The sequence below is a fragment of the Cupriavidus sp. 01L46 genome (assembly GCF_056399905.1).
The window spans coordinates 13,875-32,235 of record NZ_JBFTSF010000008.1 but is presented as its reverse complement, the minus strand read 5'-3'; the positions used below and the strand labels follow the sequence as shown (position 1 = coordinate 32,235).

Sequence of the window (18,361 nt, the reverse complement as noted above, 5' to 3'; positions counted from 1 at the left end):
CGCAGCGCCGGAACTGCCTACTTCAGGTCGCTGAACTTCTTGCCCTGCGCAACCAGGTCCTCGAGCAGCTTGGCCGGCTTGAAGTCCGCGCCGAGCGTCGCCTGGAAGTTCTTCATGGCTGCCAGCACCTTGCCCAGCCCGATCGTGTCCGCATAGCACATCGGGCCGCCCCGGTACACCGGCCAGCCGTAGCCGTTGACCCACACCACATCGATGTCGGAGGCGCGGATGGCCTTGCCTTCCTCCAGGATCTTCGCGCCTTCGTTGATCATCGGGTAGATGCAACGCTCCAGGATCTCCTGCTCGGAGACCACGCGGCTGGTCTTGCCCTGCCTGGCGGCAAAGTCGCGGATGATCCCCTCGACCACGGGCGAGGGGATGGCATTGCGCTTCTCGTCGTAGTCGTAGTAGCCCGCGCCGGTCTTCTGGCCGCGGCGGTCCATCTCGCACAATATCTCGCGCAGCGTGGAGCTGCTGGATTTCTCGCGGATCCAGCCCAGGTCCAGGCCGGCCAGGTCGCTCATGGCGAACGGACCCATCGGGAAGCCGAAGTTGTACAGCACGCGGTCGATGTCCCACGGCAGCGCGCCTTCGAGCACGAGTTTCTGCGCCTCGCGCTGGCGCTGGGCGAGCATGCGGTTGCCGACAAAGCCCGGGCACACGCCCACCAGCGCGGCGATCTTGCCGATCTTGCGGGCCAGTTCCATCGACGTGCGGATGACGGGTTTGGAGGTCTTGTCGCCACGTACCACTTCGAGCAGCTTCATGACGTTGGCCGGCGAGAAGAAGTGCAGGCCGATCACGGATTCCGGCCGGGACGTGGCGGCGGCGATCTCGTTGACGTCGAGCGCGGAGGTGTTGGTGGCCAGGATGGCGCCTTGCTTCACGATCTTGTCGAGCTTGCCGAAGATGTCCTTCTTCACGTCCATGTTTTCATAGACGGCTTCGATGACCAGGTCGGCGTCGGCCAGCTGGCCGAGTTCCAGCGTCGGGGTCAGCAGCGCCATGCGCTTGTCGACGTCGGCGGCGGTGATGCGGCCCTTTTTGGCGGTGTTGTCGTAGTTGGCGCGGATGGTGCGCACGCCGCGGTCCAGCGCTTCCTGCGCGGTTTCCACGATCACGACGGGAATGCCGGCATTGAGCATGTTCATGGCGATGCCGCCGCCCATGGTGCCCGCGCCGATGATGCCAACCTTCTTCACGTCGATGACCGGCGTGTCGGCCGGCACGTCAGGCAGGTTCCAGACCTGGCGCGAGGCGAAGAAGTAGTAGCGCTGCGCGGCGGATTGCGTGCCGTTCATCAGCTCCAGGAAGAGCTTGCGCTCCACCTTCATGCCTTCGTCGAAGGGCAGGTTGACCGCCGCCTCAATGCAGCGGATGTTGTACTCGGGCGCGTCGAAGCCACGGAACTTGCGGGCGTTGGCGCGGCGGAAGTCGGCGAACAGCTCCGGCTTGCCGCGCGCGGCTTCCACTTTTTCGTTGAGGTCGCGCACCTTGCGCAGCGGGCGCTGCTCGGCGTTGACCTGCCTGGCGAAGGCAATGGCGCCGGCGCGCAGCGTGGCGTCCTCGGTCACCAGGTCGAACAGGCCCATCTCCGCCGCGGCGGCCGCGCCGATGTGGGCGCCCGAGGTCACCATGTCGAGCGCCTTGGCAGGGCCGACGATGCGGGGCAGGCGTTGTGTGCCGCCAGCGCCGGGCAGCAGGCCGAGGTTGACTTCGGGCAGGCCGCATTTGGCGGACCTGGCTGCCACGCGATAGTGGCAGACCAGTGCCACTTCCAGCCCGCCGCCCAGCGCGGTGCCGTGGATGGCGGCGACCACCGGTTTGGGCGAGCCTTCGATTGCGGCTTGCACGTCGGCCAGCGACGGGCCAACCGGCGGCTTGCCGAATTCGGTGATGTCGGCGCCGGCGATAAAGGTCTTGCCCGCGCAGGTCAGGACGATGCCCTTGACGTTGCTGTCGGCGATGGCGAGCTCGACGCCAGCGAGGATGCCGGCGCGGACTGCGGCGGACAGTGCGTTTACCGGCGGCGAGTTGAGCGTAAGGATGGCGATATCGCCTTCCACGGCGAGATCGGCGACTGCGTTGATGGCGGTCATGCGTGTGGACTCCAGTGTGTCAGTGTGTCAGTGTGTCAGTGTGTCGGTGTGTCGGTGTGTCGGTGTGTCGGTGTGTCAGTTCGGGTGGCTTGATGCGAGGGCTGGCGCCCGGCTCAGAAAATCTCGAACAGCCCCGCCGCGCCCATGCCGCCGCCGATGCACATCGTCACCACGCCGAACCTGGCGCCACGGCGCTTGCCTTCCAGCAGCAGGTGGCCGCTCATGCGCGCGCCGGACATGCCGTACGGATGGCCAATGGAGATCGCCCCACCGGAGACGTTCAGGCGCTCGTTCGGAATGCCGAGCGTATCGCGGATATGCAGGACCTGGCTGGCGAACGCCTCGTTCAGTTCCCAGATGCCGATGTCGCTCATCGACAAGCCGTGCTGCTTGAGCAGCTTGGGAATGGCGAACACCGGGCCAATGCCCATTTCGTCCGGATCGCAGCCGGCAACGGCCATGCCGCGGTACGCGCCCAGCGGCTGCAGGCCGCGGCGTTCGGCTTCCTTGCCTTCCATCAGCACCATGGCGGATGCGCCATCGGACAGTTGCGAGGCATTGCCGGCGGTGATGAAGCTGCCCTCGGCCACGCGTTGCCCGTTCTTGAAGACCGGTTTGAGGGCCTGCAGGTCGGCCAGCGTGGTGCTGGGGCGGTTGCCTTCGTCCTTGGCCAGCGTGACCTGCTTCTCGCTCACGGCGCCGCTGGCCTTGTCGGTGACCAGCATGGTGGTGGTGATTGGCACGATTTCCGCGTCGAAGCGGCCGGCTTGCTGCGCGGCGGCTGTGCGCTGCTGCGATTGCAGTGAGTACGCATCCTGGGCTTCGCGGCTCACGCCATAGCGCTGCGCCACGATCTCGGCCGTCTCCAGCATCGTCATGTAGATCTGCGGCAGTGTCTGCACCAGCTGCGGATCCTGCGCGCGGTAGCGGTTGATCTTGTCGTTCTGGACCAGCGAGATCGACTCCAGCCCGCCGCCCACGGCAACCTGCATGCCGTCCACGATGATCTGCTTGGCGGCCGTGGCGATCGCCATCAGGCCGGAGGCGCACTGGCGGTCCATCGACATGCCCGACACCGTGACGGGCAGCCCGGCACGCAGCAGCGCCTGGCGCGCAACGTTGCCACCCGTGGAGCCTTGCTGCACCGCGCAGCCCAGGATCACGTCGGCGATCTCCGCCGGGTCGATGCCGGCGCGCTGCACGGCGTGCGAGATGGCGTGGGCGCCAAGTTCCTGCGCCTGCGTGTTGTTGAAGGCGCCGCGATGGGCCTTGCCGATGGGCGTACGTGCGGTGGATACGATGACTGCTTCACGCATGGGAAGTCTCCTGCTGTGTGTTGAGTGAATGCCTAACCGTGGCGATGCGCAACGTCCTTGGCGATGGCCAGGAATGTCTCCAGGTCATCGCGGATCTGTTTTTTGTTGTACTTGCCTACGCTGGTCTTGGGGATGTCCCGCGTGATGGCGACGAGCTTGGGCAGCATCCACCTGGTGATCTTGCCGGTATCGACGCCGTGCACCTTCAGGAAATCGATGACGCTGTCCTCGCTGGCCTCAAAGCCGTTGCGCACGCTGACCAGCGCCAAGGGCTTTTCGCCCCATACCGGATCGGGCACGCCGACCACTGTCGCCTCGTGCACGAAATCGGCCATCGCGATCAGGTTCTCCAGCAGTACCGTGGGCACCATCTCCGCGCCGCTGCGGATCACGTCCTTCATGCGGTCGGCGATGGTGATATAGCCCTCGGCATCCACCTTGGCGATGTCGCCGGTGTGCAGCCAGCCGTCTTGCCACAGCTCCGCGCTTTTCTCGGGGTTGCGGTAGTACTGCCCGGTCGCCCAGGGCGCGCGCACCACGATCTCGCCGACCGTGTGGTCGTCCTGAGGCACTGGCTTGCCTTTGTCGTCGACGACCTCCACCTCCACGCCAAGAATCGGCAGGCCGGATTTGACCAGCACCGCATCGGTCTCGTCCCGCTCCAGGTGGACCATGGTCTTCTTGATGAACGAGCCAACGATGGTGGGCGCGGTCTCGGTCATGCCGTAGCCCGAACTCATGCGGAAGGTGGGGATCAGGGCTTCCAGCTTGCGCTTGAGCCCGAGCGGCAGCGCGCCGCCGCCCACGCTGACGCGCACCAGGCTGCTGAGGTCGTACTTGTTCAGGTCCGGGTATTCGAGCAGCATGGCCGCGATGGTCGCCACGATGCCCACCGACGTCACCTTCTCGCGCTCCACCAGCTCGCAGAAGCCCTGCACGGTAAAGGTCCCGTGCAGCACGATCTTCTGCGCGCTATAGACCGCGACGAAAGGTTGCCCCCAGCCGTGGATGTGGAACATCGGCGTATTCAGCAGCGGCACCGCGCCTTCGCCCAGCCGCGTGCCCAGGCCATCGGCAATGTCATGGTCCGGCGTGTTGCCGATGGCGAGCTGCGCCATCATGTGGATGGTTAGCAGGTAGAGCTGGCGGTGCGTGAAGATGGCACCCTTCGGCTGGCCGGTGGTGCCGGTGGTGTAGCACAGCGTGGCGTTCACGTCCTCGTGCAGGGCGGGMCACTCGATGGTCTCGGCCTGGCGGGCGATCAGCGTTTCGTACTCGATGATGTTGGGGATGCGGGTCTGCGGCAGCCCCGGCTTGTCCGACATATAGACCACCAGCTCGACCACATCCTTGATCTGGTCGTAGATGCCTTCCAGCAAGGGCATCAGGGTGTCGTCGACAAACAGGATCTTGTCCTGCGCGTGCCGGATGGTGTAGACGATGTGCTGCGGGGACAGGCGGACATTGATAGGGTGCAGCGTGGCGCCAATGCCCGTCACGCCGTAGTACAGCTCCAGGTGGCGGTGGGTGTTGAGCGCCATCGTGGCGATGCGCTCGCCAGGTTCGCCAGGCATGCCGGCTTGCACCTTGAGCTCGCCGCGCAGGCCGTTGGCCAGCTGCGCCACGCGGCGGTACCACTGCATCCAGGTAAAGYGGAAATACTCGCCGGTGGCGTGGTTGCGGTAGACAACGCCGATCTCGTTGGGGTACATCCGCACCGGGCGCTTCATGATCGTGGTGAGTACAAGCGGGTAGTGCGTGCTGAATTCCGGATAGGTCCTGAATGTCATCTTGTCTCCTGGTGATCTCGATGTTCCCGATGTTCCCGTTGATCCTGACGTTGGCGCTATGTGTTGCCCTCGCGCTGCGGCCGCGGGCGGCGGCGCGGCTCCTCCACCCGCAGGGCGAGCGCAAAGGCGATGCTCATGACCACCATGGCCGCGACAAACACCAGCGAGAAGCGCACCCCCTGCGCCAGCAGGCCGCCGAGGATCGGCCCGCACGCCATCATCGTGTAGGTGGCCGTATCGGACACGGCCAGCAGCATCGGGCGGTCGCGCCGGTTGCCGAACTCCAGCGCAAAATTGTCCGCGGACAGGAAGTAGCCGCCAAAGCTGGCGCCCAGCCCGCAGAACACCAGCAGGAATGCGCCCAGGCCATCGCAGAGCAGCAGCGCGGCGGTGGACAGCACCCACAGCCCGATGCTGCACAGGAACACCAGCCGATAGCCGTGGCGGTCGGCCAGGCGGCCCCAGATCAGGTTGCTGGTGGTCTGCGCCAGCAGGTAGGCAATGCTCAGGTAGCCCAGCGTGGCGCCCGAGAGCGGCAGATGGCTGCCAACGTAGATGGCATAGAACGGCACCGCCATCATGCTGAACGCCACCAGCGCGCGGGCCACGAAGAAGCGCACGTAGTGCTTGTCCGCACGCAGCAGCGCCGGCACTTCGCGCAGGCGCTGGCGAAAGCCCGACTGCACGCGCACATCGTGCAGCACCGGCTCGCGCATGCGGGTCAGCGCGGAGATGCCCAGGCTGGTAAGCACGAAGGCGGAGAGGAAGGTGGTGGCGTAGCCATTGCCGAACACATTGCCGCCAACCAGGAAGCGGCCGCCCAGATAGGCTACCGCCGCCGCGATCAGCCCGCCGAGGAAATTGCGGAACGCGCTCAGCGCGCCTCGCCGCTCCAGCGGAATGATCTTGGAGGTGAGGTAGTTGAAGGTGACGTTCTGCACGCCGTTGAACAGGCCGAACAGCAGCAGGAAGCCGGCGGCGGCGGCCAGCGCGCCGTCGCCCGAGAGCAGGAAGGCGGACAAGCCCAGGCCGAGGATCTGCAGGCGCACCAGCCAGCCCACCAGGTAGATCAGCGGCATCACGCGCTGGCGATGCTCGATCTGCGTGGCGCCCCAGATGGAGGACATCGCCATGCCGGCGTACTGCGCGCCAAGCACGCACCCCACCACCAGCTTGGAGCCGGACAGCAGGTAGATATAGGCCGGCACGAAGGTGGGGGCGGTCACCAGCCGGAAGCCGGTCATGCCCAGCATGCCGTGGATCAGGTAGGCGCGCGCGTTGCGTGGCAGGTGCTGCTGTACGTGGGCGCGGAAGCTGTCCTCCGCCTGTGCGTGCGCATCGCCATGTCCGGCATTTTTTCCAGGAGCGGCCTGCGCGGCGAGTTCCGCTTTCATGCCTGAGCGTCTCCACGCATCGCCGCTTGCGCCGCGTAGTGTCGCAGCGCCCGGTCCAGCTCGACCTGCTCCAGCGAGAGCAGTTCCGTCACCGCCTTCAGCCAGTCCGGGCGCTCGCGCGTGCACACGGAGACCGGCTGCGGCGTGTCAGAGTGCTGCGCGGCCAGCATCGCGTAGTTGGCCGCGTAGCTCGGCGGGCGCACGTCAGTTGCCAGGTCGGCGATGGCGTACGGGTCGGGCGGGCCGGCGCGCGTGGTATCCACCACCGGGATGTACGGATTGCGTGCGGCGGTGCCGCCACCGGCCAGGCCGGGGCCGTCGCGCAGGATGGCGCCGCGCACTTGCTCCGGGCGCGCGCCGGCCAGCAGCAAGGCGATATAGCCGCCCAGCCCGCGCCCCGCCACGGTCGACGGGCCCAGGTGCGCCAGTGCGATATCCGCATCCGCCATCAAGAACTCGCAGCTGTAGCCGCCGCCGCGCGGAATGTCCGAGAGCCCGTGCCCGGTGAAATCCAGCGCGTGCACCGTGCCGGGCCAGCCGGCGTACTCGGCCGGTAATATGTCCGGCGATCGCTCGCCCAGCCCGTGCAGCAACAGCAGCGCGGGCCCGCTGCCGGTCTTGAGCGGATGCAGGGCAAGGCGCAGGCGGTTGTGGCGCAGGTAGAGGGTCATGAACGGAGGAAGGGCAGGATGCGTTGCGCGGTCTCGTGCGGCCGCTCGATATGGATGAAGTGCCCGGTGTCGGCCATCACCTGCACCTGGGTCGAGGGCGGAAAGTATGGCGCCAGGTCGGCCGCGGTGACATCCCACCCCATCGGCTCGCGCTCCGTGCCGAAGATGGCCAGCATGGGAATGGGAAAGCCCGGCAGGCGGTCGGTCATCCAGCGCGCGCGCATGGGGCCAAAGCCGGAGGAGCCGATCACCGGGTCGAGTTTCCAGCGCCAGCCGTCCGCATCCTGCCGCGCGCCGAGCGCGGCCAGGTAGCACAGCCACGCATGGGCCAGCCGCGGGTTCATCCGGGCGCGCCGCCGGGCGAGTTCTTCAAGGGTGCCGGGCTTGCGTGCGAGGCCCGGGCTTTGCCGGCGCGTATCGAGCCAGCGCGTGATGATGGGCGCGGTCATCGATTTCTTGTCGCGCACGGCGCTGTCCGCGTGCGGATTGCGAAAGGGCAGGCCATCGATGGCGACGAAGCGGGTGAACCGGTGCGGCAGCGCCTGGATCGCATGCACCAGCAGCGAGCCGCCCTTGCTATGGCCGATTGCGATCAGCGGCTCGCGCGTGACCGAGTCGGCCACTGCCAGCAGGTCCCGCTCGTCCGCAACCCAGCTGTACAGGTCGGCATGCTCGGAGTCGCCGTGGCCACGCTGGTCGTAAGACACCACGCGGTAGCCGGCATCGGCCAGCAGCGGCGCGAAGACATCGAAGGTCCGCGCGAAATCCATGGCGCCATGCACCAGCAGGACCGGCGTGGCGTCGATTGCGCCCCACTCATGGACGGCGATGCGGATGCCGTCGGCGCTGACGGTGCGCGAGCGATCCGGCGCCCGGGCACCGGGAAAGGCAGGGATGGCACAGCGCGGCGCGCTGCTGGCTTCAGCCTCCACATTGTCTCCTGGTTGCGCCACACGGGCGCGGACCGGCTTGGTGTGCTTTCCGGTTTAGTGGTTACGGTATGTTTCCGGGAATGCTATCACATTGGTGGAAAATGCATGCTTGTGAGCAATGATGGGGTGCTTTGGCATGCTGCATCTCAGTTTTAGGAAATGGAGTATTGATGTTGCGGGGTCGGGCTTATATAACGAATCCAAATCAAAACAAGACAAGCCATAAAAACAGGAGACAAGCGTGGATGACCTGGAAACCTTCCGGCAGGAGGTACGTGCCTGGCTGGAAGCGCAATGCCCGCCCGAAATGCGGCAGCCCGTGCGCAACGAAGATGACATCTGCTGGGGCGGGCGCAAGTTCCGCTTCCAGTCCGAGGCGCAGCGGCTCTGGCTCGCGCGCATGGGGGAGAAGGGCTGGACGGTGCCGGAGTGGCCGCGCGAGTATGGCGGCGGCGGCCTCTCCCGCGAGCACGCCAAGGTGCTGCGTCAGGAAATGCAAGCGCTTGGCTGCCGTGTGCCGTTGCAAAGCTTTGGCATCTGGATGCTTGGCCCGGCCTTGCTCCGGTTTGGCTCGGAGGCGCAGAAGCGCGAGCATCTGCCCAGGATCGCCCGCGGCGAGATCCGCTGGTGCCAGGGGTATTCGGAGCCCAATGCCGGGTCGGACCTGGCCTCGCTGCAAACACGCGCGGACGAGCGCGACGATCACTTTGTCGTCAACGGCCAGAAGGTGTGGACTTCGTACGCCGACAAGGCGGACTGGATCTTCTGCCTGGTGCGTACCGACTTTTCGGCGCAGAAGCACACCGGCATCAGCTTCTTGCTGTTCGACATGGAAACGCCGGGCGTCACCGCGCGGCCCATCGTGCTGATCTCCGGCAAGTCGCCGTTCTGCGAGACTTTCTTTGACGATGTGGTGGTGCCGCGCGCCAACCTGGTGGGCGAGCAAAACGGCGGCTGGGCCATCGCCAAGTACCTGCTGACCTTTGAGCGCGAAATGATCAGCGGCATTGGCGGGCGCGGCCAGCGCCCGCCAATGGGCAAGCTGGCGCGCGACACGCTCGGCCAGAACGAGCGCGGCGAAGTCGACGCGCCCATGCTGCGCGCGCAGATCGCCACCTTCGAGATCGATGAAGCGGCGTTCGCCTTGGCGGGTGAGCGCGCACTGGACCTGGCCCGGCAGGGCGAGGGCATTGCCGCGTTCTCGTCGGTGCTGAAGTACTACGGGTCGGAGCTGAACAAGCGGCGCTATGAGCTGCTGATGTCGATTGGTGGCAGCGAGGCCCTGGAGTGGGAGAGCGAGCGCAGCAACGACGGCGCCACCGCGCGCGGCTGGCTGCGCAGCAAGGCCAACTCGATCGAGGGCGGCACGAGCGAAGTGCAGCTCAACATTGTCGCCAAGCGCTTGCTCGGCCTGCCCGGCGCCTGACGCCCTGACTCCACGCCAGAATGCTTAGAGGCCTACAGCCTCTTAGAGACCGACAGAGACCGACCATGGCTATCGTATTGAATCAGACCCAGGAGATGCTGCGGGACAGCGCCCTGGCATTCCTGCGCGAAAGCGCACCCATCCCGATGCTGCGCAAGCTGCGCGACACGCGGGACGACACGGGCTTCTCGCCCGCCCTCTGGCGGGAGTTTGCCGAGCTGGGCTTTGCCGGCGTGCTGATCCCCGAGCAGTACGGTGGCAGCGAGCTCGGCGTGGTGGAGGCGGGCGTCCTGATGGAAGCGCTTGGCCGCACGCTGGCCCCCACGCCGTTTTTCTCCACCGCCTTGCTGGGCGCTTCGCTGATTTCGCGGGGCGGCAGCKCCGCGCAGAAGGCGCATTTCCTGCCCGCCATCGCGGCCGGCGAGCACCTGACCGCGCTGGCGATCGACGAGGGCGCGGCGCACCGCCCGGAGCGCCAGGCGCTCGCCGCCGTGCAGCAGGACGGCGGGTTCGTGCTCAATGGCGCCAAGGTCTTCGTCATCGACGGGCATGTCGCCGATACGCTGATCGTGGTGGGCCGCACCAGCGGCAACGCCAGCGACCGCGATGGCGTCACGCTCTTCCTGGTGCCGCGCGGCGCCGATGGCGTTGCCGTGGAGCGCACTGTGATGGCGGACGCCCGCAATGCCGCGCGTGCAGTTCCGGGATGTGCGCGTGGCGGCGGACGCGGTGCTGGGCGAGACCGGTGGCGGCGCGGCCATGCTTGAGCACGCGCTCGATATCGCCCGCGCGGCGCTGGCGTCCGAGCTGGTTGGCATCGCCGACGAAGCCTTCGGGCGCACGCTGCAATACCTGAAGGAGCGCAAGCAGTTCGGCAAGATCATCGGCGAGTTCCAGGCGCTGCAGCATCGCGCCGCCCACTTGTTCAGCGAGATCGAAATCACGCGCGCGGCGGTGCTGCGCAGCCAGCAACTGCTCGACGGCGGCCCGGCGCAGCCAGTCGCGCTGGTATCCGCCGCCAAGGCGCGCGCCGGCGCCACGGCGATGCTCGCGGTGCAAGAGGGCGTGCAGATGCACGGCGGCATTGGCATGACCGACGAGTTCGAGATCGGTTTCTACATGAAGCGCGCCTGCGCCGCGCAGATCCTGCTCGGCGACACCAACTTCCACACCCAGCGCTGGGCGGCCTTGCGCGGCTACTGAGCGGCGCGCCGCAACGCACCATCCTCAACCGTCTTTGCAGGCCGTCCACGCGCAGGCGTGGGGCCTGCGCTCGCCCTCGCGTTGCGGGCCGCGCGTTTGCGCCGCACAAGCGGCCCGCAACGGCAGCGCCGACCTAGGTAAATCCACTAGGCATTCAGGGGTCAGTTCGGTTGTCATGGATTAGAACTCTGGGTATGCTGAATGGGCTATCTGCACAAACAGCAGCTCGGTGGAAGTCTCCCAGGGGTGTACCCCTGGCTCGCGCCAGATATCGCTTGATTTACGCGTCAAGCGATGATTGTCCGGTGCGTCAGGCGATCACGCGAAGCACCGAACAGGAGACGGCATGGTCGGGGCGGCATTCATTATCGTATATACGGTATCTTTTTTCAGGGCGCGCGGCGCGGCCTGGCCGGGCGTCACGGAAGCGGGCGCGCCATGAGTGCCTACATCCTGCGCCGCCTGCTGGCGCTGCTGCCCACGCTGCTGTTTGCCAGCCTGATCGTCTTTGTGATCGTACGCATGGTGCCGGGCGACGTGGTCGACCTGATGCTGAGCCAGAACGACATCAGCGCCGACACCAAGAGCCGCGAGGACCTGATCCGCGCGCTGGGCCTGGACCAGCCGATGTGGTTCCAGTACGTCCACTGGATCGGCAACATCGTGTTGCACGGGGATCTCGGCCAGTCGCTGTGGCAGGGTGAGCCGGTGCTGAAGATGGTGCTGGCGCGCATGCCCGCCACCTTCTCGCTGGGCGCGCTTGCGCTGTTCGTGGCGCTGTCGGTTGCGCTGCCCGTGGGCGTGCTCTCGGCGATCCGGCAGGACACCGCGGCCGACTACGTGGCGCGCTCGTTTTCCATCCTGATGCTGGCGGTGCCCAGCTTCTGGATGGGCACGATGATCATGGTGTTTCCTTCCGTGTGGTGGGGCTGGTCGCCCGAGGTGCGCTACGTTCCCTTCCTGGAAGACCCGCTCCAGCACATCAGCAACATGCTGGTGCCTGCCATCATCCTTGGCATGGCGCTGTCGGCCATCACCATGCGCATGACGCGCACGATGATGCTGGAGGTGCTGCGCCAGGACTACATCCGCACGGCCTGGGCCAAGGGCTTGAACGAGCGCCTGGTGATCCTGCGCCATGCGCTGCGCAACGCGCTGATCCCGGTGGTGACGCTGATCGGCCTGCAAGCGCCGCTGCTGATCGGTGGGGCAGTGGTGATCGAGCAGATCTTTGCGCTGCCGGGCATGGGGCTGCTCCTGCTGGACGCCGTGAACCAGCGGGACTATCCCGTGATCACCGGCGTGTTCCTGGTGGTTGGGGTGGCGGTCATGCTCATCAACCTGCTCGTGGACCTGAGCTACGGGCTGTTCGACCCGAAAGTGAGGCATCGCTGATGGCACGTCCAATCGCAAACGCCCCGGCGCTCAAGACGGCGCAAGCCTCTCATGCCGCCCATGCCGCGCAGCCCAAGTCCGGCCCCGGCCGGCTCGGGTCAGCCTGCGCCCTGGTGGGCCGCCTGTTCCGCGAGAAGCCGCTAGGCGCCGCCGGCGCGGTGATCTGCATGATCTTCCTGTTCTGCGGCGTCTTTGCCGACTGGCTGGCGCCGTATGGCGTCAACGAGATCAGCATGATGAAGCGGCTGCAGCCGCCTTCGTGGGCGCACCCCTTCGGCACCGACAACCTCGGGCGCGACATGCTCTCGCGCTGCCTGTACGGCGCGCAGCTCTCGGTCATCATCGGGCTGTCGGCCGCCACGCTGGCCACCGCCATCTCGGTGCTGATCGGCATCCTGAGCGGCTACCTCGGCGGCAAGTTCGACCTGATCGTGCAGCGCATGGTGGATGCGTGGATGAGCTTTCCCGACCTGGTGATCCTGATCGTGGTGGTGTCCGTGCTCGGCCCGGGCAGCTGGCAGATCATCGGCACGCTGGGCCTGCTGCTGGGCGTGGGCGGCTCGCGCATCATCCGCAGCGCGGTGGTCTCGGTGCGCGAGCACATGTATGTGCATGCCGCGCAGTCCATGGGCGCATCGACCGGCCGCATCCTCTGGCGCCATATCCTGCCCAACGTGCTGCCGCCCATCATCGTGCTGTTCACCACGCGCGTGGGCACCGCGATCCTGGCCGAGTCCGGCCTGTCCTTCCTCGGGCTGGGCGTGCCGCCGCCCGCGCCGACCTGGGGCGGCATGCTCTCGGGCAACGGCCGCACCTTCATGTTCCAGGGGCCCTGGCTGGCCTTGGCCCCCGGCATCTGCCTCACCGTCGTCGTCTATGCCATCAACGTCTACGGCGACGCGCTACGTGACCTGCTCGACCCGCGCATGCGCGGATCGCGCTAACCAACAACGGAGGATGACGATGGAGGGACGCGGCTTGAACCGGACAATGTCTTCAGTGGTGGCAGGCGTGGCGCTGGCGCTTGCCGCGGGCGCTGCCTGCGCGCAGGCCGAAGCGCCGAAGTACGGCGGCAATCTCGAGATCGGCTCCATGTATCCCACCATCTCCGCCCTGTCGTGGGACCTGGCGGACTGGAACTGGAAGCAGAACTACGACACCGGCCAGGTCTACGAACAGCTTTTCGTCGCCGACCTTTCCAAGGCCAGGCGCAATGGCGGCAAGTATCCGTTCCAGGCCGATGCGTGGCTGCCGGAGGATGCGATTCGCGGCGAGCTGGCCGAGAGCTGGAAGTGGGTCGACCCGCTGACGCTAGAAGTCAAGCTGCGCAAGGGCGTGAAATTTCCCGCCAAGGCGGGTGTGATGGAAGAGCGCGAACTGGTGGCCGACGACGTGGTCTTCAGCTACAACCGCCAGAACACCAGCGCCAAGAAGATCCCCACGTATTACGACCACCTCAACAAGGTGGAGGCAACGGACAAGTACACCGTGGTCTTCCGCTTCAAGGAGTTCAACGCCGAATGGGATTACCGCTTCGGCTGGGGCTACTACTCCGGCATCATGCCCAAGGAAGTGGCGGCCGCCGGGGCCGGCAACTGGAAGAACGTGAACGGCAGCGGGCCGTTCCTGCTGAGCAACTTCGTCCAGGGCACCGCCAGCACTTACACGAAGAACGAGCAATACTGGGATAGCGACAAGATCGCCGGCAAGGACTACAAGCTGCCCTTCGTCGATAAGGTCGTGCTGCGCACGGTCAAGGACGAGTCCACCCGCAACACCATGCTGCGCACCGGCAAGCTGGATGTGCTCGAGTCTATCCGCTGGACCGCGGTCGATGAGCTCAAGAAGAACGCACCGGCGCTCAAGTGGTCGCGCTGGCTGTCGACCAACGGCCAGTACGTGGCGCTGCGCGTCGATACCAAGCCGTTCAACGACCTGCGCGTGCGGCGCGCGCTGAACATGGCGGTCAACAAGCAGGAGATCGTCAAGCAGTTCTATGGCGGCAATGCCGAACTGTTCGCCTACCCGCAGCATCCGGACTACGCCGGCTACTTCGAGCCGCTGAGCGCCATGCCGGACTCGGTGAAGGAGCTGTTTACCTACAACCCGGACAAGGCACGCAAGCTGCTGGCCGAGGCGGGCTACGCGAAGGGCTTCACTTTCAAGGTGCAGGTATGCGCCTGCCAGCCGGAGCACCTGGAGCTGCTGCCGCTGATCGGCGCCTACCTGGAACAGGTTGGCGTGCGCATCGAGATCCAGCCGATGGAGTACGGCGCGTTCCTGTCGGCCATGACCACCAAGACCAATGCGCCCGGCTACCTGATGAGCAACGGTCATACCAACCCCACCACCACGATCCGCAAGAGCTTCGTGAAGGGCCAGGTCTGGAACGCCGCGCAGTGGGGCGACGCCAAGTACGAGCAGCGCGTCAACGAGGCCTTCCAGATGCGCGACCTCGGCCGCCGCCAAGAGGCCTTGCGCTCGCTGACCCGCGATGTGCTCGCGGATGCGCCGTATGTCTGGTTGCCGACCCCTTACGTGTACACCGCGTGGTGGCCCTGGGTGAAGAACTACAACGCCGAGCTGCGCGCGGGCGCGGTCCGTCCCGGCCCGATCTATGCACGGATGTGGGTCGACCAGGACATGAAGAAGAAGATGGGGTTCTGATTTCGTTACTCCCACCTTGCTCCATGCTTGTCCCACACCTGTCCCTAGCCCGTCCCTTTCAAGGAGGCCCGCATGACGCAGCCCATCTTGCAGGTGAACCAGCTGACCACGCGCTTTCGCACCGACCGGGGCGTGGTCACGGCGGTGGACCAGGTCTCGTTCGATGTCGCCCCCGGCGAGACCCTGGCCATCGTTGGCGAGTCYGGCTCCGGAAAGAGCGTGACCGCGCTATCTATCCTTGGCCTGATTCCCAGCCCGGCGGGCCGCATCGAATCGGGCGAGATCCGCTTTGACGGGCAGGACCTGCTCAAGCTCAGCCCGGCAAAAATGCGTGCGATCCGCGGCAACCGGATCGCGATGATCTTCCAGGAGCCGATGTCGTCGATGAACCCGGCGCTCACCGTGGGCAAGCAGATCGCAGAGCCGATCAACCTGCACCAGGGCATGCCGTGGAAGACCGCCCTGGGCATCGCCGGCGAGCTGCTTGGCAAGGTGCAGATCCCCGAGCCGCAGAGCCGGCTGGGCGCCTATCCGCACCAGTTCTCGGGTGGCATGCGCCAGCGCGCCATGATCGCCATGGCGCTGGCCTGCAAGCCGCAGCTGATCATTGCGGACGAACCCACCACCGCGCTCGACGTCACGGTGCAAGCGCAGATCCTCGACCTGCTCAAGGACCTGGCCAGCCAGTCCGGCACGGCGCTGGTGCTCATCACGCACGACCTGGGCGTGGTGGCCCGCTATGCCGATCGCGTGGCCGTGATGTACGGCGGCCGCATGGTCGAGACCGCCACCGCGCGCGAGCTCTATGGCCATCCCGCGCACCCTTACACGAGCGGGCTGATGGCCTCGGTGCCACGCATCGACGGCGATACCCGCCAGCCGCTGGTGCCGATCGACGGCCAGCCGCCTGACCTCACCGCGCTGCCGCCAGGGTGCGCCTTCATGCCGCGGTGCCAGCTCGCCACCGATCAATGCGGCCTGTCGCGCCCCGCGCTGCGTGCCGTGCGCCCGAATCACTTCAAGGCATGCTTCTTCCATGACCATGACCACCACTGAAGCGCGGGCAGTGCCCGCCGCGCGCCAGCACGGCAAGATCGGCGACGAGATCCTGCGCGTCGAGAACCTCAAGGTGCATTTCCCTGTGACCCAGGGCGTCTTCATCAAGCGGCAGGTGGGCTCGGTCAAGGCGGTGGACGGCGTATCGTTCACGCTCAGGCGCGGCGAGACATTGGGTCTGGTCGGCGAAAGCGGCTGCGGCAAGTCCACGACCGGGCTCGCCATCATCAAGATGCTGGCCGCCAGTGGCGGGCGGATCGCCTTTGACGGCGACGACTTCGCCACCTTCAGCAAAGCGCAGGAGAAAAACTTCCGCCGCAGCGTGCAAATGGTCTACCAGGATCCGTTCGGATCGCTGAACCCGCGCATGAAGGTCTGCGACATCATCGGCGAGCCGCTCGAAGTGCACGGCATGGCCAACGACCGCGAGCGCTATCGCGCCCGCATCGCCGAGCTGCTGCAGATGGTCGGCCTGCTGCCCTATATGGCGGACCGCTACCCGCACGAGTTCTCCGGCGGCCAGCGCCAGCGCATCGGCATTGCCCGCGCGCTGGCGGTCGAGCCCAGCCTGATCGTTTGCGATGAACCCGTCTCCGCGCTGGACGTATCGATCCAGGCGCAGGTGGTCAATGTGTTCATGGAACTGCAGCGGCGGCTCGGGCTGACCTATATCTTCATTGCGCACGACCTGGCCGTGGTGCGCCACATCAGCGACCGCATCGCCGTGATGTACCTCGGGCGCATCGTGGAGATCGCCAGGCGCGACGAGCTATATGCAAATCCCCGGCATCCCTACACCAAGGCGCTGCTGTCCGCCGTGCCGGTAGCCAGCGTCGAAGCCGAGGAAAAGCGCGAGCGCATCGTGCTCAAGGGCGAAGTGCCAAGTCCGCTGCACCCGCCGTCCGGCTGCCGCTTTCACCCGCGCTGCGCGCAGGCAACGCAGCGCTGCAGGGTGGAGGATCCGGTGCTCAGGGAGCGGGGGGATGGGCAGATGGTGGCTTGCCATCTGGAGGGCTGACACGGGAAGCGGGGCGCCAGGCGTCAGCACATCAAAGCACATCAAAGCGAATCCTGGCGCTCACTGCCCTGAAAATATCCCCAGGAACAAAGGCCGGATAAACAGATCCGCCGCATTCTCCCCGGATGCATCCGGCACCCACCGCCGCAACTCCACCGCGGCATTGATCATCCCGTTCACCTGCAACGAAGCAATCGACTGATCCAGCGCCCGGATCGACCCGTCCTGCATCCCTTGCACCAGGAACCGCGCAAACCGCGCCGATAGCCGGTTCATCGTCAGCATCTTCTCCTTGCGCATCTCCTCGGGCAGCGCGCCGTAGATAGTCAGCCGCAGCAACGGTCCCTGGCTGGAAAACTGATAGCTGACCAGCGCGCGCGCGATCGCGCACAGCTTGTCCCAGCCGGTGCCCGGGCCGTCCTCCACCCGCGACTGCGCATCGCGTATCACCGCGAACATGCGGTCGAAGCAGGCCGAGATCAGGTCGTCCTTGTTCTCGTTGTGGTGATAGAAGGCCCCCTTGGTGAGATTCAGCCGCGCGGAGATGCGATCGGCGGAAGCGCCCCGATAGCCCAGTTCGTTGAGCAGTTCCGTGGCGGCGCGCAGGAAGGCTTCCTGGGTGGTCTCGGCCAGCGGGATCGGCGGTGTCGCGGCAGGGGCGCCGTCCCATCGCGATGACGGTGACGCAAAGCCGTTGAGCAGGATATCCACGACGGTATCCGCCACCTTCGGATAGTCCTCCGGCTCATAGCGTTCCACCCATGTCATCGCGCCGCTGGTCAGCGACAGCAGCAGGTGCGCCGCCGCGCTCAGGGCGCTGCGTTGCGCGGGGTCCTTGGGGGTGTCGCTGCGCAACAGCTTGCGGATGCGCCGGAACATGTCCGTGTAGGCCGCGAAGGCGACGTCCGCGTGGGTGTCGGGCAGCGAGCGGATCTCGCGAAAGCTCATCAGCTCGGGGCGCTCGCCCGTTGCCGTCAGGGCCAGCCGCTGGAAGAAAAGCGCAATGAAGCGGCGCACCCTGGCCTGCGGCAGCGGCTCGTCGGCCGTAGCGTCGGCGATGCCCGCGATTTCGTCGATGGTGCGCATCAGGCACGCCACCACGAGGTCTTCCTTCTTGCGGTAGTAGTAGGTGATGCTGTTGGTGCTCAGGCCGACTTCCTGCGCCACGTCCGAGAGCGTGGCGCCGCGCAAGCCCTTGCGGTTGAACAGCCGGGCAGCGGCATCGAGGATCGCCTCGCGTTTCTCCACGTACCGGCGTGTCGGGCGGGCTTCCGCTGTTTCCTTGAGCATGAGGCGAGATATCTGCGATGGTTGGCCGGGAGCGCGGATTATAGAGGTGGCCTGCGCGGTTTTGGGGCTGTGCCGAGTCTACCATCGCGCCGCTTTGCCTTTTC

The 18,361-nt window shown here is 66.3% G+C and carries 14 protein-coding genes and 1 pseudogene; 8 read left to right on the top strand and 7 right to left on the bottom strand.

Features of this window, described 5'->3' with window-relative positions; translation table 11 throughout:
* Window positions 1-17 precede the first annotated feature (17 nt).
* The 6 genes from AC1DS3_RS02895 to AC1DS3_RS02870 form a co-directional block, all read right to left on the bottom strand.
* The gene (locus AC1DS3_RS02895; RefSeq protein ID WP_441635569.1) at window positions 18-2,099 is read right to left on the bottom strand and encodes a 3-hydroxyacyl-CoA dehydrogenase NAD-binding domain-containing protein; all 2,082 of its coding nucleotides are present in this window, start codon (window positions 2,097-2,099) and stop codon (window positions 18-20) included.
* 113 nt (window positions 2,100-2,212) lie between these two features.
* Window positions 2,213-3,415, bottom strand: coding sequence for an acetyl-CoA C-acyltransferase (locus tag AC1DS3_RS02890; protein ID WP_441635567.1), 1,203 nt, complete (start codon window positions 3,413-3,415; stop codon window positions 2,213-2,215).
* A gap of 32 nt (window positions 3,416-3,447) precedes the next feature.
* Window positions 3,448-5,205 carry a long-chain-fatty-acid--CoA ligase gene (locus AC1DS3_RS02885; RefSeq protein ID WP_477126650.1) on the bottom strand — a complete coding sequence of 586 codons (1,758 nt, stop codon included), beginning with the start codon at window positions 5,203-5,205 and terminating at the stop codon, window positions 3,448-3,450.
* Window positions 5,206-5,261: 56 nt separating this feature from the next.
* Window positions 5,262-6,599 carry an MFS transporter gene (locus AC1DS3_RS02880; protein ID WP_441635563.1) on the bottom strand — a complete coding sequence of 446 codons (1,338 nt, stop codon included), beginning with the start codon at window positions 6,597-6,599 and terminating at the stop codon, window positions 5,262-5,264.
* Window positions 6,596-7,270: an alpha/beta hydrolase gene (locus AC1DS3_RS02875; RefSeq protein WP_441635562.1), complete on the bottom strand. Its 675-nt coding sequence runs from the start codon at window positions 7,268-7,270 to the stop codon at window positions 6,596-6,598. Before AC1DS3_RS02875 ends, AC1DS3_RS02880 begins: the two co-directional genes overlap by 4 nt.
* Window positions 7,267-8,202 (bottom strand): alpha/beta fold hydrolase, encoded by a 936-nt coding sequence (locus AC1DS3_RS02870; RefSeq protein WP_441635560.1) that lies wholly within the window; start codon window positions 8,200-8,202, stop codon window positions 7,267-7,269. Before AC1DS3_RS02870 ends, AC1DS3_RS02875 begins: the two co-directional genes overlap by 4 nt.
* 241 nt (window positions 8,203-8,443) lie before the next feature.
* Here AC1DS3_RS02870 and AC1DS3_RS02865 point away from each other — a divergent pair, with 241 nt between their 5' ends.
* From AC1DS3_RS02865 to AC1DS3_RS02830, 8 genes and pseudogenes are all read left to right on the top strand, one after another.
* The gene (locus tag AC1DS3_RS02865; protein WP_441635559.1) at window positions 8,444-9,628 is read left to right on the top strand and encodes an acyl-CoA dehydrogenase family protein; all 1,185 of its coding nucleotides are present in this window, start codon (window positions 8,444-8,446) and stop codon (window positions 9,626-9,628) included.
* A gap of 20 nt (window positions 9,629-9,648) precedes the next feature.
* Window positions 9,649-10,233: pseudogene (locus AC1DS3_RS02860) on the top strand (acyl-CoA dehydrogenase family protein); the annotation flags it as partial.
* Window positions 10,234-10,312: 79 nt separating this feature from the next.
* On the top strand, window positions 10,313-10,831 hold the full coding sequence (locus AC1DS3_RS02855; RefSeq protein ID WP_477126649.1) for an acyl-CoA dehydrogenase family protein: 519 nt from the start codon (window positions 10,313-10,315) through the stop codon (window positions 10,829-10,831).
* A 438-nt stretch (window positions 10,832-11,269) separates the two neighbouring features.
* Window positions 11,270-12,226 (top strand): ABC transporter permease, encoded by a 957-nt coding sequence (locus AC1DS3_RS02850; protein WP_043356856.1) that lies wholly within the window; start codon window positions 11,270-11,272, stop codon window positions 12,224-12,226.
* Window positions 12,226-13,170 (top strand): ABC transporter permease, encoded by a 945-nt coding sequence (locus tag AC1DS3_RS02845; protein ID WP_441635556.1) that lies wholly within the window; start codon window positions 12,226-12,228, stop codon window positions 13,168-13,170. Before AC1DS3_RS02850 ends, AC1DS3_RS02845 begins: the two co-directional genes overlap by 1 nt.
* Before the next feature lie 46 nt (window positions 13,171-13,216).
* Window positions 13,217-14,893 carry an ABC transporter substrate-binding protein gene (locus tag AC1DS3_RS02840; protein WP_441635554.1) on the top strand — a complete coding sequence of 559 codons (1,677 nt, stop codon included), beginning with the start codon at window positions 13,217-13,219 and terminating at the stop codon, window positions 14,891-14,893.
* A gap of 72 nt (window positions 14,894-14,965) precedes the next feature.
* Complete coding sequence (locus AC1DS3_RS02835; RefSeq protein WP_441635552.1) at window positions 14,966-15,949, top strand: ABC transporter ATP-binding protein; 984 nt, start codon at window positions 14,966-14,968, stop codon at window positions 15,947-15,949.
* Window positions 15,936-16,967, top strand: a complete 1,032-nt coding sequence (locus AC1DS3_RS02830; RefSeq protein ID WP_441635690.1) for an ABC transporter ATP-binding protein — start codon at window positions 15,936-15,938, stop codon at window positions 16,965-16,967. Before AC1DS3_RS02835 ends, AC1DS3_RS02830 begins: the two co-directional genes overlap by 14 nt.
* Before the next feature lie 60 nt (window positions 16,968-17,027).
* On the opposite strand, the gene AC1DS3_RS02825 is transcribed toward AC1DS3_RS02830, so the two are convergent.
* The gene (locus AC1DS3_RS02825; RefSeq protein ID WP_441635550.1) at window positions 17,028-18,257 is read right to left on the bottom strand and encodes a TetR/AcrR family transcriptional regulator; all 1,230 of its coding nucleotides are present in this window, start codon (window positions 18,255-18,257) and stop codon (window positions 17,028-17,030) included.
* Between the last annotated feature and the right edge of the window lie 104 nt (window positions 18,258-18,361).